This window comes from Neobacillus sp. NPDC093182, from assembly GCF_044754045.1.
Map to the genome: position 1 here is coordinate 118733 of NZ_JBIVOI010000007.1, position 21725 is coordinate 140457.

Sequence of the window (21725 nt, forward strand, 5' to 3'; positions counted from 1 at the left end):
CCTAAACCATTCAATGGTTTTTATTGATACCTTAAACTCCTACTTACTTACCTCTTCTGCATCAAAAGAATCGATAATTCCAACAATAGCCGCATCAATTGGAGAGTTTTTTTCAGAAGCTAGCTTTTGGGCTGGTGATCCTTGTGTAATCAGTACAAACTCTCCAACACCTGCCCCAATCCTATCCATTGCGACAATATGTGTTCCAATTGGTTCCCTTAATAGGTTGATTGGCTGGACAATAAGTAGTTTTATATTTTCCATGCCTTTTTCTTTTTGAATGGCCCAAACACTCCCCACCACCTTCGCTAATAACATCAACCATCATCCCTTTCGATCCATTTAACCATTATTTTTCTTTGTTTCAACAGATCTTTGGCTAAAGGAGAAATGATGACGCCTTTAGGAAGAACAATCATATCATTTGGGATAAGAGACTGAGCTTGGATCCAGTCAGTTGTGAGAAGTTTTTTCTCAAAAACCAACTGGTTATTTTGAGTAATACTATTATTCTTCGAGGAAGTAATTTCTGTTTTTTTTGTTTCTAGTTTTTTACCAATCTTTTGTATGATGGAATCGGCCAATTCCATTTGTGGTTTAAAATCAATTCCAAGCTCATTCATTTGCTTTTTATAGGATTCAAAACGCTCCCGATAAGGTGCAGGTAATGTGAGCTCTTTTAAGCAACGGCGGTCGGATCGTTTAATTCCTGGAGTGTCAGCACCTACCAAAATAAATTTCTTCAGCATAACAGCTGAAAAAATAACCTCTGCTTTAATCGTTCCCTTCATCCCTGCCGTTACACGTGCAGCATTATCTAAATCAATTTCCGGAATAATAATCCCATCATAATCTTTTGATAGCTCAATTGCCGCTGGTGAATATTCATCAGCAGCAATAATTCTTTCGGACCCGCTTGACTCCACCCGCTGCATTCCAAGCCATGATGATGTTTCACCATCTAAGAATAAAAGATCATAACCAATTTTCGCATTTTTCAATTTGATAAACTGATCTGCAAATGGTTCATGGGCGGAACTATCGCAAAAAATAAATAATACTTTTCCATTCAATGCTTTTTCCCTTTCGGTTTTCATCGATTGGATAACCTCATGTACAACCGACTCAACCATTGCACGGATATCGATCCTCCTCACCCCCTATGTATCGAAAAAATTGACCATTTTTTCCGATTAGTTTCACCTGGTCCCCTGTTTTTAAGCCAGCTGCATTTCCTTCATCAAGATCAATATGAAAATCCAATACATAATTGGGGTTCACACGGACGATAACCTCCGTGTAGATAATTGGACGTTCACCTTCTGTTTCTAGAATCAGTCGATCTCCTTGCTCCAAATTCCATGCTTTTGCATCTTCAGGAGACATATGAACATGGCGCTTTGCCACAATTACTCCTTGTTGAAGAGAAACACAGCCCTTTGGTCCAATTAGTGTGAGTCCAGGTGTGCCTTCTAAAGAACCAGACAATCGAACTAGAGGATGAATACCTAATTGATATCCATCCGTAATTGAAATTTCTACTTGAGTTTCTCCTCTTGCAGGACCAAGAATTCTTACATTTTGGATAATCCCTTTTGGACCTATTAATGTAACTTGCTCCGAAGCCGCAAATTGACCTGGCTGCGATAATTCTCGCATGGGAGTTAAGGTATAAGACTCGCCAAAAAGTACTTCCACATCCTGTTGTGCCAAATGTATATGCCTATTTGATACACCAACAGGAATCATTAAACTTCCCTTATTTTCTATTGTAGGATGCGAGCTTTTTGTAAACCGTTGGTCCTTCAGTTGAATACGCCTATCCCGTAGGAAGTCAATCGCTGAAGGTGTAAGCTTATCATCCTCCCGAATAATGAAAGGATTAGGAATCCCTTTTATCAACATCGATCTTAATTTGGATTCCGTTATCAGCACCATGGTTTATCCTTCCAATTTAGGAAGAATAAGCTCAATATCTGAATGGGGGCGTGGAATCACATGAACAGAAACCAATTCTCCTACACTTTCAACCGCTGCTGCACCAGAGTCAACAGCCGCCTTCACTGCACCAACATCCCCACGAACCATAACGGTTACCAGACCGCCCCCTACATGAACTTTGCCAATTAATCTAACATTTGCCGCCTTTGCCATCGCGTCTGCGGCCTCAATAGCACCGACTAATCCTTTTGTTTCAATCAATCCTAATGCTTCTCCACTCATTGTTTATTCCTCCTTATTTATAATTTAATTCCTTTAACACATTTTTCACGATTTCCATGATATCGGCTTTAGTAATATTATTTTCTTCTTTAGGCGAAGCACTTTCGGTAGAACCTAGATCTCTCGAAGGTACCTCATTTTTCATTTCACGAATCCCAAATGCTATTCGTTTTTTATTGATTAAATGCTCGGGACCAATATTGTCTGATGAGATATTGTTTCCAAACGTCCCACATCCAAGTGTCAGCGATGGTGCAATTCCCGTAGTTGCACCGATGCCGCCGAAAGTCGTACCGGAATTTACCACTACTCGAGAGGCTTTTTGCTGCACTCCAAAGCTTTCAATGATTTTTTCATCCTCACAATGAATTCCCACCGTGTGGCCTAATCCTCCCAGCTCTAACAGTTCGGTGCAAACCCTGCTTGCCTCTTGGGCATTCTCGACAGTATAAAATGCTAAAATTGGAGACAATTTTTCAAGTGAAAAAGGAAATGACTTCCCTATGTTTGTTTCTTCAGCAACGAATAATCTAGTATCATCCGAAACTATGATTCCTGCGATTTTTGCTAACTTTTGTGGGGATTTTCCAACAAGATCAGGATTTAAGCTTCCATTTCGTAAAATGATCTGCTCCATTCTTTTCTTTTCATAATCATCAAGGAAATATGCACCTTCACGTTCCAGTTCGCTCTTCAGTTTTCTTTTGATGGATTTTTCTACAACAAGTGATTGCTCGGACGCACAGATTGTCCCATAGTCGAAAGTTTTACTATGCACAATCTGTCTTGCCGCCTTTGGGACATTGGCACTTGAGTGGATGTAAACCGGAACATTCCCTGGACCTACTCCATATGCCGGCTTTCCTGAACTATAGGCAGCCTTTACCATCCCTGGTCCGCCTGTAGCTAAAATTAGATCCGTGATTTTATGGCTCATTAATTCCTGTGCAGAAGCTAGGGTTGGTTTTGTTATACATGAAATAACACCATCTGGTGCACCAGCCCTCTTGGCTGCTTCATGTAAAACACTTACTGTTGCTTTTGTGCATTTTGCTGCTGAAGGATGTGGACTAAAAACGATCGCATTTCTTGACTTTATCGCAATTAAGGCTTTAAAAATAACGGTTGAAGTAGGATTAGTAGAGGGGATTATTCCAGCGATGACTCCTACAGGTTCTGCTACTTCCCATACCTTTTTTTCATCATCACGGGAAATCACTCCTACGGTCTTTTTCCCTTTTATTGATTCAAACACATCTTTAGCAGAAAAAAGATTTTTGGTCATTTTGTCTTCCATTTTGCCATAGCCTGTTTCATCTACAGCCAATGCCGCCAGCCTGCCTGCTTCTCTCATCGCCGCTTGAGCCATGCTGTGTACCACTTGGTCAACCTGATCTTGTGTCATGTTCGAGATGGCATTTTGTGCGATTTTTGCTCGTTCAAGATTTTGTCTTGCTTCTTGAATCGATTCGAGGTCATTATCCAGGTACATCATTTTTCGCCACCTTTCGTTGCTTGGAACTTAACAATTATGTTCAATAACTCCTCTTTTTTCGTTTTTGCAATTTCATCTGAGGGCAAAGGGAAGCCTTCAATGGAATTGGCAAGTTCTCTAAGCTCTTGTAAATTCTTTTTATTTAATTCTTTATTGCTAGTATCATTCGCGATTATTTCATGCTGTTTCAGGTTAGCAGCATTTTCAACCGAATCGTCTATTAACTCAGGGAATAGCATCTTTATTACATGGTCATCGGGTCTTGGAATGACATGTGAGTGTCGGAACTGGCCTACTCTATTAGCCGCTTCTCTACCTGTATCAACAGCGGATTTTACGGATGCCACATCGCCAATGATGTAGATCGTAACAATCCCGGAGTCGGCCTTTTGATAGGTGGTAACCTTTACATTTGCTGCCTTCGCAGCCTCGTCTGCAGCAGCTACCATAGCTGGGAATCCGATCGTCTCGACCATACCAAGTGCATATGATTGTTTCTTCAATGTATCTCACCTCTTCACCTCTCGTAAGCTTTTTTGAAAAAACTATATAAGAGTTTTTTTGAAGGATAATTGTATTTAATCCCCATTCGCTAAGCGCTGATTAATTTTTGGAATTAGTTTATCTAACTCTCCAATACTATCAATGATATAATGAGCCCCTGCGGCTTTATAGCGCTTCACAACAACTTCGAGTTTTTCTGCTAGTGTTTCTTGGTCTAGCGCATTAACTTCATGTTCTTTCAAGCCTAATTCACTACTGCCTTTTAAAATACCTACGCTCCAAGCGCCTGCATTTACACCTTCTTTTATATCACTGACAGTATCCCCGACTTTAATAATATGTTTCATTGGATAAACACCAAGGTATTCAGCATTTCGATAGCACATCCAAGGAAAGGGCCTTCCTGCTGAAACATCATTTGGAGTTACCAAGAAATCGGGTGCGTACCCCTTCTTTTTCGCTTCCGGTGCTACAATGGCCATCATTTCAGAGGTATATCCTGTAGTGGAACCGATTTTTATTCCTTTTCTCCTTAATCTTTCGACGAGATCAATCGCACCAGGAATCGGATTGCAATAATTAGGTAGAATGGAAAAGAGCATAGGTTCAAAATCGGCGTATAAGTCATCGATATCCTTCTTTTCTGGTATTCCTCCAAACTTTGCTTTCCACAATTGTGCAATTCGATCCATTTGGCACATTTCTTGAATGTGATCCCACTTTAACATTCCCATTGGAGCCCGGGCTTCTTCATCTAATACTTCAATTCCTCTTTTTCTGAAAATCTCTTTAAATACATCCAAGGGAGCAAAACAGCCATAGTCCACAGTGGTGCCTGCCCAGTCAAATATAACGGCTTCAATCTGAGGAGATTGATTTCCCAAAACGTAAACCCTCCTTTATCTACAACTAATACTAAAGCTTCCTTCCACAACATTGGTAAGGATCTATTTTATTAGTTCATTCATTATTTTGAACAGTTATTCTCTAGGTTTCTAGGAGAATTGCTGCAATATCTTCTTTATTAAAAATAATAAATCCATGATGGAAGAAAGGATTTAAATCCTAACAAATATTTCTTCTTCCATACGTTCGTCCAAATCTTCAACTTCTTCGTGAATATGGATCCCTCGTTTCTTAAGTTCTTCAAAAATCATCGTTGGTTCAAATGCTTCTTCAGGTATTATCACACCTGTTTTTTCTACTAATCCCTTAGCAAGAATCTCAGTTGCTATTGCCATCGGAATCCCTACGTTTCTAGTATAGGCCCTTAAATTCTCCCACCCTTTTACAGATCCATCACTTGCTGGATGTGTGTGATACAAAACATGTCGCTTTTTAATTCCGTCCCTTTTACCAATCACTTCTATATGAAGTGAGTAACCATAAAGTTCGGTTTCTTGGCCTTCTTTCGATTGGAGCAGGTATTCACCAATAACATCCATAACCCCAACTTCCTTTCCATTTATCATTACTTTAGGATTACGCATAATCCCATAGTCATAAAGGGCACGGACTAACTGCATATTTTTCTGCGGCCATGTTCCTCTAACTTCAATTAACTGTACTCCCTTATTTGAAAGTGCTTTCGCAAGAGTACGTGTTTCAGAATGCGGAATAATATATTGAACGGTTTCTCCATATGGTTCAGGGAGTCGAATTTTTCTAGGTCTAGCAAATGGAGGTACTTGCACAAATTGACCCTTTTCGTACACAATCCGACCTGGGAGGTCAGGGTCATATTCATATGTAGTCGTTTCAGTGATGGATTTAGAAAATGCAATTGGCCGGAAGGAGCCGTGGCTTACTCTGACTGTTTCCACTTCATCTAATTGGTTAGCAGCATGCAAAGCCATCATTTGGGTTACACCAGGAGTCATTCCAAAACCAGGGACAGCGGTTTTATTATTCTTCTTGAAAATGTCAGAGAATTCATCCTCTGCACCAAAGCCATTTAAATTAATTCCGTGGCAGCCTGCTTCGGCAATACATGCTGTTGAAAGACCATTTAAGGTAATGGTTGTGCCATCCATGACAATATCGTAACCCTTCATCTGCTCTACCGTTTCCTCATGATTAAACACATTTACCTTTACAAAATTGACTCGAGGATCATCAAGTTCTTTTACTAATTCCAACCCTATTTCCTCATTGAAATCACCAATGGTAATGACATCAAAATCGGAGTGCTCAACAAGATCTAATACTGCTTCTCTACCTATTCGACCTGCCCCACCTAAACAGAATACTTTCATATTCTTCAGCCCTCCCAATAATTTTAAATATTCACTCAATTCTTGAGTTAATTTGATTTTAACACAATGAACTTGGTTTGTCTTGGTTTTTATTTGTATTTTTCTAAAAATTTTAAAATATATTTGTTATTCCCTTTTTTGTGTTTATTTTTAATAAAAAAAGCCAAGTTCTGATTTAGAACTTAGCGTTTTGAATTACCCAGAGCTACGTTGGAGCGTTCGTTGTTTTTCTTTCATCTCTAATGCCATGGTATGCTTTTGTTCGATAATGTGGCTTAATTTCGCTAATAAAAAGGTGATCAATACTGATACAAGGACAAATCCATAAAAACCTGCACCTATGCCAATCCCTACTCCTCCTGCGTAAAACACCATCGCTGCAGAAGTCAATCCTTTGACTTGCAATCCGTCCTTCAATATAAGTCCTGCCCCTAAGAAACCAAGTCCAGAAACGATTTGAGCCGTTAATCGCATCGGATCCATTCGATTATTGATATTAGAACTCCCGAAAACTTCGGCACTATAGATAGAAACAAGAGTAATTAGAGTACAAGATACTGAAACATAGGTAAAAGTTTTCAATCCCGCTGGCTTATTTTTAGCACTGCGATCCCAACCGATAAACATTCCGAGTAATGCACTAATAATCAAACGCATATAGACTTCAAAATTTTTTAAAAAATTTTCTTCGTACAAGACTCCCAAATGTTCCATTTTGATTCCTCCTTTACAAACAGTCAAAAGACTGCAGGTTCGGAGAGTCTATAGCCATATTATTCTAATTCCTCATTTGCAACTAACCACTCTACATCGTTTTCAATTAATAGATTTTCCCAATCCTTTGGATAATCTCCATTCGATATGACCATGTTTATATCTTTAAAGTCCGCTATTTTATAATGGGTCCGCTTTCCAATCTTAGATTGGTCCACTAATAGGATTGATTTATCTGAGTGTTCAATTAACTTTTTGGTTACAATTCCTTTTGATGAATCATAACTAGTTACCCCCTCACCCAGCGTTAACCCATCAGCAGAAATAAAATATTTATCAACAAACAAATTGTCAAGCATTTGCAAAGTAAATCCACCTGTCACGCGATGATGAGTGGTATTAATTTCTCCGCCTAAAATGATAATCCTGCCGGTAAAAATATTTTTCTGGAGTAAATCAATTAGCACGGACAGAGCAGTAATAGAAGGAGTAAAAATGGTTAAGTTTCTCTTTTTCTGTAAACTTTTCGCTAATTGTAACGGTGTACTTCCATCATCAATGGCAATTACATCATTATCGTGAATAAGACCAGCTGCCAATTCCCCGATTCTTTTCTTTGCCTCAGAATTAATTACCTCTCGCTCAGATGTCGAAGGCTCTTCTTGAAAGAACGAAAGATTTATCGCTCCTCCATAAACTTTTTTTAATTTTTCTTCTTGAGCTAATTCATCTAAGTATTTGCGGATGGTTTCAGTTGATACATTTAATTTTTCCGCCAAATTACTTACCTTTACTTTCCCGCTGATCTCTAGCTCTTCAAGTATTTTTCGTTTTCTTTCTTCCCCCGCTAATGACAATACTTTCACCCCACGTAATTAATTTCCACTATAGTATATTATACTTGTATTAGAAAATTTTTGCAGTAAAACAAAACAAAACAAATTAATGTATAAGAAACTATAGTGGAAGATACAAGGAATTTATGGGTGTATTTATACAAGTTTAAGCCAATAGCAGCTCTTTTCCATTGCCGTCAACAAGGATTCAATGTCACCCTGATGTACGTTCCCTATATTGCCGATTCTAAAAGTATCTAAATTAGATACTTTTCCTGGATAGATAACAAAACCTTTTTCTTTTAATTTATAATAAAATGTTGAGAAGTCGAAATTTTCCGATTTTGGATAATAAAATGATGTTATGATGGGTGATTGTAAGTCTTCTGGAAGGATTGGTTCAAAATTAAGCCTGCGCATGCCCTCAGAAAGAACCTTTTGGTTATTTTTGTATCTAGCCGCTCTTTTCTGGATTCCACCCTCTTCATCCAGTTCTTTTAATGCTTGGGCAAAGGCTCTCACTACATGAGTTGGAGAAGTGAATCGCCATTTGCCATTCTGTTCCTCCATTGTTTTCCACTGATCGTATAGGTCAAGGGAAACTGATCGTGCATTCGTTTTACACTTTTCAAACTCATCTTTTTTAACGATGGCAAAACCGAAACCAGGAACTCCCTCGATACACTTATTTGCACTACTGATAAGATAATCAATTTGAAGTGAATCGATATCCATTTCCACACCGCCAAAACTGCTCATGGCATCGACGATAAAAATACGATTATACCTCTTAACAATCTCACTTACCTTATCGATTGGATTGAGCATCCCAGTGGTTGTTTCACAATGAACGATGGCAACATGGGTGATATCTGGATTATTTTCTAGCTGGATCGTTAATTTGTTAAGATCTAATTCTTCCGTTTCTCCGCTTTCTAAAACCACAGTATCAATACCAAGTGTTTTCGAAATTTTCGCGATTCGATGTCCATAAACTCCATTTGCAATCACTAAAAGTTTTCCATCCTTTGGAAGGACTGTTCCAATAACAGACTCCACACTAAATGTTCCACTGCCCTGCATTAAAACAGCTGAGTATTTATCGACTTCCTTTGTAGCATGACTAACAAGTTTCTCCCTGACTCCCTGGACAATATTATTATAATCATCATCCCAAGTACACCAATCTTTCATCATCGCTAATTTTACAGTATCTGTTGTCGTTAATGGGCCTGGTGTTAGTAATAAATAGGGATTGTTTGTAAACTCTTTTAAATTCATTATTCTTCTCTCCTCTAACAATAATATTTTTATTTTAAAAATCGTGTGTTGTGAAGTAACCCTGGTTTAATCTGCTTTATTGCTACTTTTTCTTCCTCGCTCATCGTCTTCACCAAACTTATACATATTAGAGATAATACTCCGAGCAGCATAAGGTAGATTGCAGCAGGAAGATAAGAGCCATTAAAAGTTGCCACTAGTGATGTCGCAATTAAAGGAGCTGTTCCACCGAAAATTGCAGCACCTAGTTGATATCCAACCGAGATTCCAGTGTAGCGAACCTCTGGTTTAAACATTTCTGAGAACATCGTACCCAAAACAGCTGTTATAACTGACCAAAGAGCATATCCTATCATAACGGCTATGGTTAATAAGAGGATGGATCTTTTTGATAGTAAAAAGAAATATGGGATGGAGAATACTATTACTCCCAAGGTCCCAGCTATAAAAACCTTTTTACGCCCAACTCGATCAGATAAGTGGCCCATTAATGGGATCATGACCAATGAAATAAGGGTTCCGATCGTAATGGCATTTAGTACAGGACCTTGAGGCATATTCAAATTATTCGTTGCATATGAAATTCCAAATGTTGCGAATATATAGAATGGAGCCGTTTCAATCGCTTTTGCTCCTGTTGTTAAAATGACCTCTTTCCAGTGGTATTTAAACGTATCAACAATAGGTAATTTAGATACTGTCCCTTCTTCTTTGGCCTTTTGGAAATCCGGAGTTTCTTCTAATCCGTTCCGAATCCATAAGCCAAGGAAAACCAAAATTAGACTTCCAATAAACGGTACTCTCCAGCCCCATGATAGGAATTGACCGTCAGGCAATAAACTCATGAGAGACATTGTGGCAGTTGCTAAGATCATTCCGACCGCTGCTCCCATCATCGGAATACTTCCAGCAAATCCACGTGTTTTTTTCTCCGAATATTCTACTGCAAGAAGCACTGCACCTCCCCATTCACCGCCAACTGCTATTCCTTGGATCAATCTTAATGTAACAAGCAGTATTGGAGCCCATGCCCCTATACTTTCATAAACAGGCAAGAAACCAATTAAGGCTGTGCTTATCCCCATTATCGCCAAAGTCAATACCAAGGATTTCTTCCTGCCAAGCCTGTCACCAATATGACTAAAGATAATTCCCCCTAGCGGACGGAAGAAATATGGAATTCCAAATGACGCTAAGGCAATCAAAAGACCTACAGTTGGATCAAAGTTTGGAAAGAAGAGTTTGTTAAAAACTAATGCAGCGACAGTACCATAGAGCAGGTAATCATAGTATTCTATCGAACTACCAATCAGACTAGCAACTAGCGCTTTTACTCTCACCTTCTTTGTTGGTATTTCTGTTGACATTTAAAACTCCTCCTTATCACATGCAAGCTACTATTGGAAGCGCTTCATTTATTTGTAATAAGAATAGCATGTTTTCAGACAATTGTGAATAGTTTTTCGATATTTAATTTTATTTTATTGGTTCTTTTATTTGTTTTATCTTGTTTTGGTTTGTTTTATTGAGATTCGGCTACATTACTCCAACTTTGGATGTAAAAAGAAACCATCGACATTTAACATGTTTGCCGATGGTTGTGTCTTACATATTATTTGACAATTTATCGCTGCTGCCATGCTTGTGTTCGTTTTCTGATTTTTTTCGTTGCGAATTCATATACAACTCGAACGATAATATTGGTGAGGACGATGATAATGGACATTGCGGCTGCTGGAGCTGTGTCGCCGGCATCGGTCATGTTCACTATTGATATGGAAGCGAGCTTGGTATCAGCTGTATACAGGAAAATAACAGCAGAAATGGTGGTCATTGAATTAACAAAGAGGTATATTCCCATTTCTAAAATGGCCGGTAAAGACATTGGAACTGTGACACCTGCAAAGGTTTTATAAAATGGGATATTCATTGACTCAGATACAGGCTCGAACTCCTTATCAAGCTTTTTCAAAGCCGTTGTTGCAGTAATTAAGTTGACCGAATAAAAATGAATGATATTGGCAATGACAATGATCATGAACGTCCCATACAAAGATTGAAAAGGATTCACCACAGTCATACCAATAAACGGGATTTGAAATTCAGGTTTATTAAAGAAAAAGATATACGCTAATCCAATTACTAATCCCGGTAATGCCAGTGGTAATATGGACAGGAAGTAACTTACCTGTCTGGTTAATTTCATAAAACGAGATTTTTCAATTAAGTAAGCACCAATAAAAATGACTATAGTGCCCAAAACCGCTGTAATCAACGACACAAAGATGCTATTAAAATATGGCTGCAGCCCGTTACCTGCAACATTTTTGAATGTTAAATGTTCAAAGGTTAAGGAAAAATCATATGGCCAGACTTTTACAAGTGCAGCAACTAACACAGAACCAATAAGGGATAAAACTCCAACTGAAATAATCAAACAATAAACAAAGTAAAGCCTATCCCGGAGGTTGTTTTTCTTGATTTGGTAACCTACTGATTTGGAAGAAAACGCTGAACTCTGTTTTCTTTGGATCATACGGTCCGCGATAAAGGCAATTAATGCAGGAATGATTAAGATAATCCCTACCGTCGATCCCATACTTAGGTTTTGTTGTCCGACTACCTGTTTGTAAATATCTGTAGCCAGGACATTATAATGTCCACCGACAACCTTTGGAGCACCAAAGTCAGTAAAGCTTAATATAAAGGCAACAAAAAATGCACTGACTAAACCGTACTTGATGCTAGGAACTGTAACCGTAAAGAACTTTTTTAACTTGCTTGCACCAAGTGTATCCGCAGCTTCATAAAGTCTGTAATCAGTAACTGCAATTGCAACCATTAGGATTAGGAATGCTTGTGGAAATGTGTAGATTACCTCAGAAATAATAATTCCTAGAGGTCCATATAAGTTGATGTCTACAGCTAAATTAAGGCCGGTCACTTTTTCGATAAAACCGAAGAAACCTGTTGTTATAACACCCTTGTTACCAAACAAATAGATTAGCGCAATACCATGCATCATCGTGGGTGCGAAGAGAGGTAGAAAAGCAATATATTTGAAAAAGGATTTCCACCGTATATTCGTTCTTGTTAAGGCGTACGCGTAGAAAAATGCAAGTACAACTGAAATAACACCTGTGATAAGAGAGACAGATAAGGTATTATAGATTGATTGAACAAGAGATGGTGTCTGAAAATAATGGATAAAGTTAGCCAGTCCAACAAATTCCCCATCTTTTTCAAGCGCCACAAATAATAATTCGACTAATGGAAGAACAATTCCAATTATTAGTCCTATGAGCACCAAGACAATTAACGCTTTGTGAAGCCATTCCACTTTTCCTGTTTTTTGTCGTATTTTCTTGCTATAAACATTAGATGGTACTGGAACTTCCGATTGATTTAAGACCTGTTCTGGTTCTATCATTGATCATCACCCCTTCCTTTCTGATACAATACCAAATACATACTTCGGCTATGATTTTCCCCTTCAAACGATTAGACATGTTCATAGGTTACAAGATGGTTTTGCGGTAATTCAGCATATAAGATACTTTCCTTTTCAATGTTCATTTTTCTTACGAGGGAAGCCGGAACATCAGCCGCTAATAATTCGTCCGCCACTTGATATTTATTTTTATCAAGCATTTGTAAAAATAAGCGATAAAATGCCCCCCGAAATTCCAGACCTTTGACTACAGCCTTAACACTGTTTTCAACTTCTTTATTCACAATATGAATATGTTCCGGCCTTATAGCCAAAGAAGTTCCCTCATGCGCTAACGTATTAACAGTACCTATAAAATCTGCCACAAAAGGTGTTTTAGGAAATTCATAAATTTCTTGAGGAGTGCCCATTTGTTCAAGTCTAGCATTATTCATAACAACGATTTTATCAGCCATCGTTAAAGCCTCTTCTTGGTCATGTGTAACCATAATGGTTGTAATCCCCAATGTTTCCTGAAGTTTCCTAATCTCCGTTCTTAGTTTTAGCCTTACCTTTGCATCTAAGGCAGATAAAGGTTCATCCAGCAGCAAAAAGCTCGGTGATAAAGCGAGTGCTCTGGCAAGAGCAATTCTTTGCTGTTGACCTCCCGATAATTGTGCCGGGTAGCGGTCCTTAATATGTTCCAAATGGGTTAGAGAGAGTGCATCTCTTACTCTCTCATCTATCTCTTTTTTGGGTAGTTTTTTGTTTTTCAATCCATATGCAATGTTTTGGTAGGCGGTTAAATTGGGAAACAACGCGTAAGATTGAAAAACAATTCCAAAGTTTCTTTTGGAGGGGGGGGAATCGGTTATATCTTTTCCCTCTAGGAGTATTTTCGAACCAACATTAGGATCTTCAAGTCCTGCAATAATTCGCAGCAATGTTGTCTTCCCGCAGCCACTTGGGCCAAGTAAACAGACAAACTCTTTTTTATTTACGTTAAAATTGATATTTTCTAAAGCGATAAACTTCCCAAATGTTTTCGTTACATTCCGAATTTCCAAAAGTTTTTCCATTAACAATCCCCTTCCTAATTCTTTTCTTTCAAATTTTTAAAGAATATGTAAGAAAACCTTGCAAGGTCTTTTATTACTATAGAAGCCTTGCAAAGTTTCTTAGATTATTCATTATGAGTCTCAAACTAAGTCAGTTTACTCTTTCGGTTCACTCTTCGAATCATATCTTTTTGTCCATTCCTCCAAGATTGAATCTCTTTGTTTTGCCGCCCATTGGAAGTCATTGTCAATTAATTGTTTTTCCAATAGATTGTTTGGATAACCTTCTGGAAGTTCATTACCCAAATCTATGGAAACAACTGCAAAGTTCTTATTTACTAATTCAAGAGCTTCCCTACTTACCGCCCAATCTAGGAACGTTTTTGCCGCTTCTTTGATTTCAGGTTTTTTCACCAACGTATTGGCTTCCATTTCCCACCCAGAACCTTCTTTAGGAAATACAACTTCTATAGGTGCCCCTGATTCTTTTTCCTTGAAGCTTGGGTAATCAAAAGAAATACCGATTGGGAATTCTCCCTGTCCAGCTAATTTTGCCGGTTTTGATCCTGAATGTGTATAAATACCGATATTGTCGTGAAGCTTATCCAAATACTCGTAGGCTCCATCCTCACCCATTAGCTGTATTAATGCTGACACAGTCAAAAAACCTGTTCCACTCGAGGCTGGATTTGGCATTGAAATTAACCCTTTATATTTTGGGTCTAATAGATCTTCATAAGATTTAGGAATAGGCAAGCCTTTGTTCTCTAATTCGACTGTATTCACGGCAAAAGTAGCCATGTAAGCGTCGATACCAACCCAGTGAACTGGATCAGCTTTGTCTTTTAACTCAGGTAGAATTTTGTCAATTCCTTTAGGATTATAAGGTTCAAACAATCCTAATTCATCCAATGGCATTAGATTGGTAATTCCTGTACCCCAAACCACATCTGCTATAGGGTTATCTTTTTCAGCTAATAATTTCGCAGCAATAATCCCTGTAGAATCTCTAACTAGTTTAACCTCAATTTCAGGATGCGCTTTCTCAAATGCCTCTAAATACACGGGAATTTGAGCATCCTCAATTGCCGTGTAAACGGTTATTTCCTGTTTTTTATCCCCTGAAGAACTTTTACTGCTGCAACCGGCAGCTAATATGATGCAAATTAGTGTCATGATCAATAATGTAGATACTTTTTTCATTCAAACATCCCCTTTTATTTTCTTTTTTTTTTAGCTACTAGAGAAGCTAAAGAGTAATGGAAGTTATGAGATTTTTAATATTACTAACGTTAAAGCAAGTAATCTTCTGATCTACCTTTCTGTTACCAGTACTACATTACCAATCATTAATGATAACGCTTTCATTATTCTTTTTTTATAAGTGTTGAAGCACTCTTTTTTCATATACTTCGGAAAATTGTTTTCCTCCTCTTTTAAATATTCTAAACATTCCTAATATTTAAACTAAATATATACCGTAAATCAAATGAATGCAAGATTTTTTTATTTGTTTTACCTTTTTTCTGTTTGTTTGAATTGTTAGTACCTTGATTCTTTACAGAGATTTCCATAATCTTGGTATTATCCCTCGGTTGCAATTTCTTGAATTGAATACTCAACGATATCCATAGCTTCTACTAACTCTTGTTCTGTAATGATTAATGGTGGTGCGAGGGTTAACACATTTCCCTGTGAAACCTTAAAACTTAACCCTTTTTCCATACATTTATACATAACATTTTCAGCCTCTGAAATCGCTTTTTCTTTTGAGTGTCGGTCAAGCACCAATTCAATCCCATATAATAGCCCAATACCTCTAACGTCCCCAATGATGTCAAAGCGCTTTTGCATATTCATAAGACGCAATTTCATGTATTCACCCAATTTATTCGCCTTCACTAATAAGCGATGATCTTCAATGTATTGAAGAGTGGCAAGTGCTGCTGCACAACCAATTGAGCTTTTTTCATGGGTGTAATGTCCTAAAGCAATGTCTTGAGCTACATCTAAGTCATCACGTGCAATTATTGCAGCCATTGGAAACACTCCTCCCCCCAAACCTTTACCTAATAAAACAATATCAGGTTCTATTTCATAATGTTCAAATACAAACATTTTTCCAGTTCGCCCAAGCGCCGTTGGGATCTCATCAAAAATCAATAAAACATTGTAATGATCACAAATTCTCCGCAACCGTTGATGATATTCTTTTGGCGGCACTTGTACATCCGTACACCGTATTGGTTCTACAATTATTGCTCCAACGTCCCCTTCCCGCTCTAAAACATACTCTAGATAATCCAAACCTTTAGCACAACTAGCACCAGAATCCCCAAAGAAACATCTATATGAATTGAAAGGCATAATATGAAGACTACCTGGCATTAAAGGTCCCATTCCGTTGCGGAAGATTGCTTCTCCACCGACCGAAATGGCATCCAATGTCGCTCCGTGAAACGAATCCCACATAGAAATAGTTTTATACTTGCCAGTCGCTTTCCGTACAAGCTTCAATGCCATGCTTACAGCTGATGTTCCACCTGGAGCAAATAAGACTTTGTTTAACCTGCCTGGAGCGAGATTAACAAGTTTTTGGGCTAGCTCAATAGAGATTTTGTTTGTATAACGACGTGGTGAAAATGGAAGTATCTCTAGTTGCTCTTTTACAGCTTTGATTACATATTCATTTCCATATCCGACCTGGTGAACACTATTTCCATGAAAGTCCATATACTTTCTACCATCGATATCTTCAATATAAATGCCGTAACTTTTCTCAATTACATTCAGGCAGGGAGTAGATAGCGATTGATGAATAAAATACTCATTGTCTTTTTCTAAATACTGAAAGGTGTCTTCACTAAGGTGGTTCTTCTGCCACAATTTACGATTTTCAGATAAGTTTACGTCACCTTCTGTTCTTAACACTTCTTGATTAAATTTCAATTCAATTCCCCCTTTTATCAAATTCACCTGATTCGCCACATTTGTTTTAATTTGTTTTTTAAACCAAAAACTTCAAACAAACCAATGAAAACAAAAAAATACTAGTATTATGGTATAACATGCAAATGAAAATGTAAATTAAATATTCAAAATACTAAGAAAATTATCTTAGGAGAAATAAATTCTATTAAACATTACTTCATGAAAATAAAACCTAAGAAATGTAACCCTTTCAAGTTCACTGTAGAAGTGACAAAAGTCAAACAGAAGGACTTTCCTCTAAATATGTTTAAAGATGTTTAAGTAATTTACCGAATTTAATAAAAAAAGTGCCAGGAACCAAAAAAAAATGCACTAAAATGGCCTGATGTTTTAATGATGATTGCACAGCCAGCGACGCTGCTATTAAAGAAGCATCATTTTGATGAAAATAAGATTCTATCACTATTAAAAGACAATCCTGCTAAACTATTAGGAAAAGATGACCAGTTTGGACGACTTGAAGTAGGGTTAGAAGCCAACTTTTTAGTAGATGAGGGTGTTCCGGGATTGGAAATTGTAGAGATTGAAAAATTATAAATGTTTTCTATAAAGGTGTTAACGTAATTGACCGGACATAGAACAAGCAACAAATACAGGCACCAAATTGATAGTGCCGGTATTTGTTGCTTGTTTTTTTTAAAAGGCTCCCAACATGCTAACATCTTACATATTTGCGTTTGAAACCGAGCTTCCCTCTATCCAATTCCTTTTGAATATTTTCTGAAGCAAGCAGTATACTGCTTTTTTTCTTGTCCCTCTTGACTTCGACTGGACCTACAGCCTCTGCAATTTCAACCGCCTGATCATGGAGCGGCAAATAGGAAACCCCGACTGTGTAAATAAAATTATTCATCGCTGATTTTGTACGTTCAGGAGATTCGTGTATCGTATTTTTTACCTGTTCCAGCATGCTGGCAATTTTGCTTGCGGTAAATTCACTGTCTGGGCGATTCCCCAAAAGCCAGCAGTAACAGCTCCAGCCAGCGGACATTCTAAGTTCTTCCCCACTTTCGATCCATTTATCGGCAACAGCTTGCGCAATATCCGTTTCTGACAAAGTTACGGCGACTACATAATCAGAGATCATGTAAAAATACGCGCCATCTATCCAACGTTCAAAATCCGCTTCCGTCATCATCATTGGGTCCGAAATAATACCGGCAAAGTACATGGCATCATAATTCCCGGTAGCGTAAAGTTGCTCGGCCAAAGGTTGATTCTTCTTGATCTTCTTTGCGAGTGGTTTCATTGCACCTGTAGCAACGCCGAAGAGTGGTTCATGTGCACCATTGCTTATGTAAGTCTTTTTCAATCGTTCCTTACCCAAAGCTTCCAGTTCCTGCATTACGATTTCAAAATCCATCCTTTTACACTCCCTTCTTTATCATCATATCAAACATTACCGTCTTCATACATCCTTGAACACCGTTCTATAATCCTGCCTCTTAGCTGCTGGTAAGACTTAAGTCGTAGAAAAAATTCAGTCTCCTCAAAACAAGAAAAATATGGGATATTTAGGTAGCAGAATCGATGAAATAGTCAAATAGAACTACCAATGGAGGCGGTGTAATTAAATTCATTAAGAAATTGTTAAGCTTTTGAAATTTTATGGTAAATAATGGATGGTTTTAAAAAATTGTGTTAAGATTCATTTTGGACTTTCTATCTATATTAAAAGGGAGATGTACCTATGTCGATGTTTACGAAATGGGCTTTTCAGAATAAAGCCGCGGTCTCATTAATGACGATATTAGTATTAATCATTGGGGTCGTTAGTTATTTTAGATTACCAATGGAGTTCTTGCCTTCCGCAGACAATCCGCAAGTAACCATTATTACGATGGGGCAAGGAACAGATTCAATAACAATGGAAAGTGATGTTACTTCTCCGATTGAACGGGCTGTTACCGGAATTAAAGGCAAAAATTCGATTTATTCCACAACAGGAGACGGATTTTCAAAAGTAGATTTATTTTTCGAAGCTGGCTCAGACATGAAACAAGCAAAATTAGATGTTCAAGAGGCATTATCAAATGTGGCACTTCCAGCTTACATATCAAAGCCCATTATTTCGCAGCTAAATACCTCCATGATTCCCATCTCCAACATCGCTGTAACCTTTAAAGATGGCCTCACGACCGAAAACCTAGAATTGGTAAAAGAAAAAATTGAACCGTTATATAAAGACATTGACGGTGTGGCCCAGGTTCAAACTTATGGATTGGTTGATCCTGTTATCTCAGTAAAAATTGATAATCAAAAGTTAGCTGAAAACCAGGTATCTCTAGAAACGGTACTTGGAATTCTTCAAGGTCAAAACAGCGCCCTTGCAGTCGGCGAAAAGAATATTGACGGAAAAACCAGCAATATTAAGGTGATTGGCGACGTATCAAGTCTCGAAAAACTAAAAAAACTGCCAGTTGCACAAAATGTAACCCTTGAGGATATCTCATCGATTAAGGAAACAAAACAATCAAATTTTCTCAACCGTTTCGACGGTGAGGAAGCATTAAGCATCAGTATTACGAAGGACAGTAATTCAAACGCTGTAACCATTAGTAAAGAAATTGAAAAAGTAACAAAGGAAATTAACAAAAAATACGATTCACAAGAATCTACCATCTATGTTGCTTCAGCTGATATGGTGGAAACATCTGTGCAGACGATGATGAAAGAAGTCCTTCTAGGTGCTTTATTTGCAACGATTGTGATTATGGTCTTTTTACGCAATATCAGAACAACGTTTATTACGATTGTTTCTATTCCGTTATCACTTTGTTTTACCCTGTTTCTGCTTTCACGTTCCGGGGTAACGTTAAACATTTTAACACTTGGCGGTGTGGCCGTTGCGGTTGGGCGGCTTGTGGACGACAGTATTGTTGTCATTGAAAATATTTACCGCAAAATGCAGACAGAGAAATTCTCTGTTCAAATGGTGATTGACGCAACGAAACAAGTAGGTGTTGCGATAACCGCCTCCACCTTAACAACGGTTGCGGTTTTCCTGCCAATGAGTTTATTAAACGGCGGACTGCAGGAATTCCTTTTACCATTTGCCTTAACGGTTACCTATTCCCTGCTCGCCTCGTTATTGGTTGCCTTAACATTGGTTCCATTAATGAGTGCTGGTTTATTGAAAAACACGAAGCTTCCAGAACATAAACCGGCGGTACGCTTTCCAAATGCAGTGAAATGGTCTCTAAACCATAAATGGATTGTATTTACGATTAGCTTCTTATTGTTTGCCGGATCGATCGGTGCATACTTTGCCGTACCGAAGGGTGCCGTTGACAATTCTACTGCCGACTTTGTTTCAGCCACCTTGAAATACCCAAATGAAACACCTTTTGAAACGGTCAAGGAAAAAGCTATTGAGCTTGAAAATTCAATAACGGAAATGGATGAGGTTGAATACGTTTTTAACCAAGTCGGTTCTTCGGCGGATTCTGCTCAGTTTGGCCAAATCGGTTCGCCAACCGAAGCGGTCATAAGTATTCTATTAAAAGATAAAGACGATACAGATAAGGTTTTAAAAGAAATTGAAAAGAAAAAGGACGACTATAAGGATGCTGTATTAGAAGTCGCGACTGCTTCGTTTATGATGGGCGGCTCAGCAACCAATATTACCATCGATGTGGTTGGTGAGGATATCGAACAGCTAGAAAAAACAGCTAACAGTATTAAAGATAAGGTAACCGATATTGACGGTGTTGAAAAAGTAACAACCAATCAAGATGAAAAGAAAACCGTCTACTCTCTCGTCGTAGATCCGGCAAAGGGTAATACACAGCAAATCGCCCAGCAGCTTGGAGTCATGCTAAATCAAACACATCTAGGAACCATCACGGTAAATGAAAAACAAACCATGGTTGTTCTTGAACCTTTACTTAACACAGAAACGGAAGCTGACTTGAAAAACATTCCAATTATGACCGAAAACGGGATGATACCCGTTTCTGAGATTGCAGCTTTAAAAGAGACTGAGAGTTCAACTAGCCAATTTCATAAAGATGGAGAAACCTACCTTCGCATCACAGCATCCGTCGATCCTGCTAAGCTCTCTGAAATCTCGACCAAGATTAACCTAGAATTATTCGGAGATCAAAAAGACAATGAAGGAATGGATATTCCTGAAGATGTGGAAGTTCTTGTTGGAGGAGCAAGTGCGCAGCAGATGGAGGATTTTACCGATTTATTCTTAACCATGCTTGTTTCCATCGGAATTGTGTTCTTGATCATGGTTATCACATTTAAGTCGATTAAAGCGCCAATCGCGATTTTAACCTCCCTGCCGCTAGCAGCAATCGGTGCCATTTTAGGAATCTTAATCAGCCGGATAACGGTTGATATCACTGCCCTGCTTGGAGCGCTGATGCTGATTGGAATTGTCGTAACCAATGCAATTGTTTTGATTGACCGTGTCAGACAAAATGAAGAAAAAATGACGATTCGTGAAGCAATAGTTGAAGCGACTGCTACCAGAATGAGGCCGATTATGATGACCGCGATCGCCACGATATGCGCGATGATTCCACTGTTGTTTAAAGCATCTCAGAGCGGAAGCTTGGTTTCTCAAAGCTTAGCGGTTGTCGTGATTGGCGGTTTGGCCCTCGCTACCCTCTTGACGTTGATCGTCATCCCATGTGTGTACGAATTATTGTATTTTAAAAAATCAAAGAAACAAAGAATGTCAGAATCAACAAAGCAGCATATTGAAATGTAAAAAAAGAAGCTTTTACCTTAACGGGTTCCGTTTCCTATCGCGAAACCCTGAAAATGCAATCAAAAAGTAATCTAATTTGTACTGCCTTTTGTATCTGTTTTTTGCAATTAAATATAAAATGGCTCAGTTCACCAGACTGAGTCATTTTTGATATCCATATTTTGTATCTTGTTAAACTAACGCACCTGTTTATTTAAGTGCAACATTTCACAATA

19 protein-coding genes are annotated in these 21725 nt (G+C 38.2%); 2 read left to right on the top strand and 17 right to left on the bottom strand.

Going from position 1 to position 21725, the window contains the following annotated elements; translation table 11 throughout:
• Positions 1-39: 39 nt before the first annotated feature.
• The 16 genes from ACIQAA_RS14325 to ACIQAA_RS14400 all read right to left on the bottom strand — a co-directional run bounded on the left by ACIQAA_RS14325 (position 40) and on the right by ACIQAA_RS14400 (position 16745).
• Complete coding sequence (locus tag ACIQAA_RS14325; RefSeq protein WP_402620555.1) at positions 40-318, bottom strand: EutN/CcmL family microcompartment protein; 279 nt, start codon at positions 316-318, stop codon at positions 40-42.
• Positions 318-1097: a hypothetical protein gene (locus tag ACIQAA_RS14330; protein ID WP_402620558.1), complete on the bottom strand. Its 780-nt coding sequence runs from the start codon at positions 1095-1097 to the stop codon at positions 318-320. Before ACIQAA_RS14330 ends, ACIQAA_RS14325 begins: the two co-directional genes overlap by 1 nt.
• A 28-nt stretch (positions 1098-1125) precedes the next feature.
• The gene (gene pduL / locus ACIQAA_RS14335; protein WP_402620561.1) at positions 1126-1938 is read right to left on the bottom strand and encodes a phosphate propanoyltransferase; all 813 of its coding nucleotides are present in this window, start codon (positions 1936-1938) and stop codon (positions 1126-1128) included.
• Positions 1939-1941: 3 nt separating this feature from the next.
• Entirely contained in the window at positions 1942-2223 is a 282-nt protein-coding gene (locus ACIQAA_RS14340) for a BMC domain-containing protein (protein ID WP_402620564.1), read from the bottom strand.
• A gap of 13 nt (positions 2224-2236) precedes the next feature.
• Complete coding sequence (locus ACIQAA_RS14345; RefSeq protein ID WP_402621000.1) at positions 2237-3715, bottom strand: acetaldehyde dehydrogenase (acetylating); 1479 nt, start codon at positions 3713-3715, stop codon at positions 2237-2239.
• Entirely contained in the window at positions 3715-4221 is a 507-nt protein-coding gene (locus ACIQAA_RS14350; RefSeq protein ID WP_402620567.1) for a BMC domain-containing protein, read from the bottom strand. Before ACIQAA_RS14350 ends, ACIQAA_RS14345 begins: the two co-directional genes overlap by 1 nt.
• Positions 4222-4296: 75 nt before the next feature.
• Positions 4297-5106, bottom strand: a complete 810-nt coding sequence (gene phnX, locus ACIQAA_RS14355; protein ID WP_402620570.1) for a phosphonoacetaldehyde hydrolase — start codon at positions 5104-5106, stop codon at positions 4297-4299.
• A 174-nt stretch (positions 5107-5280) separates the two neighbouring features.
• Entirely contained in the window at positions 5281-6477 is a 1197-nt protein-coding gene (locus tag ACIQAA_RS14360) for a saccharopine dehydrogenase family protein (protein ID WP_402620572.1), read from the bottom strand.
• Positions 6478-6672: 195 nt separating this feature from the next.
• Entirely contained in the window at positions 6673-7191 is a 519-nt protein-coding gene (locus ACIQAA_RS14365) for an MgtC/SapB family protein (protein ID WP_402620575.1), read from the bottom strand.
• Between the two features lie 59 nt (positions 7192-7250).
• Positions 7251-8048: a DeoR/GlpR family DNA-binding transcription regulator gene (locus ACIQAA_RS14370; protein ID WP_402620578.1), complete on the bottom strand. Its 798-nt coding sequence runs from the start codon at positions 8046-8048 to the stop codon at positions 7251-7253.
• 135 nt (positions 8049-8183) lie between these two features.
• On the bottom strand, positions 8184-9308 hold the full coding sequence (gene phnW, locus ACIQAA_RS14375; protein ID WP_402620580.1) for a 2-aminoethylphosphonate--pyruvate transaminase: 1125 nt from the start codon (positions 9306-9308) through the stop codon (positions 8184-8186).
• A gap of 29 nt (positions 9309-9337) precedes the next feature.
• A complete protein-coding gene (locus ACIQAA_RS14380; protein ID WP_402620583.1) occupies positions 9338-10675 on the bottom strand; it encodes an MFS transporter in 1338 nt (445 codons plus the stop codon).
• Positions 10676-10932: 257 nt separating this feature from the next.
• Positions 10933-12738, bottom strand: coding sequence for a putative 2-aminoethylphosphonate ABC transporter permease subunit (locus ACIQAA_RS14385; RefSeq protein ID WP_402620586.1), 1806 nt, complete (start codon positions 12736-12738; stop codon positions 10933-10935).
• Between the two features lie 71 nt (positions 12739-12809).
• Positions 12810-13817 carry an ATP-binding cassette domain-containing protein gene (locus tag ACIQAA_RS14390; protein ID WP_402620589.1) on the bottom strand — a complete coding sequence of 336 codons (1008 nt, stop codon included), beginning with the start codon at positions 13815-13817 and terminating at the stop codon, positions 12810-12812.
• A 135-nt stretch (positions 13818-13952) separates the two neighbouring features.
• Positions 13953-14999: a putative 2-aminoethylphosphonate ABC transporter substrate-binding protein gene (locus ACIQAA_RS14395; RefSeq protein ID WP_402620591.1), complete on the bottom strand. Its 1047-nt coding sequence runs from the start codon at positions 14997-14999 to the stop codon at positions 13953-13955.
• A 381-nt stretch (positions 15000-15380) separates the two neighbouring features.
• Entirely contained in the window at positions 15381-16745 is a 1365-nt protein-coding gene (locus ACIQAA_RS14400; RefSeq protein ID WP_402620593.1) for an aspartate aminotransferase family protein, read from the bottom strand.
• Between the two features lie 378 nt (positions 16746-17123).
• Here ACIQAA_RS14400 and ACIQAA_RS14405 point away from each other — a divergent pair, with 378 nt between their 5' ends.
• Positions 17124-17324 carry a hypothetical protein gene (locus ACIQAA_RS14405; protein WP_402620596.1) on the top strand — a complete coding sequence of 67 codons (201 nt, stop codon included), beginning with the start codon at positions 17124-17126 and terminating at the stop codon, positions 17322-17324.
• Positions 17325-17442: 118 nt separating this feature from the next.
• Here the strand turns inward: ACIQAA_RS14405 and ACIQAA_RS14410 are convergent, their stop codons facing one another.
• The gene (locus tag ACIQAA_RS14410) at positions 17443-18150 is read right to left on the bottom strand and encodes a DNA alkylation repair protein (RefSeq protein ID WP_402620598.1); all 708 of its coding nucleotides are present in this window, start codon (positions 18148-18150) and stop codon (positions 17443-17445) included.
• Positions 18151-18477: 327 nt separating this feature from the next.
• Between ACIQAA_RS14410 and ACIQAA_RS14415 the strand changes: the two genes are divergently transcribed.
• Positions 18478-21510 (top strand): efflux RND transporter permease subunit, encoded by a 3033-nt coding sequence (locus ACIQAA_RS14415; protein ID WP_402620601.1) that lies wholly within the window; start codon positions 18478-18480, stop codon positions 21508-21510.
• The last annotated feature ends 215 nt before the right edge of the window (positions 21511-21725 follow it).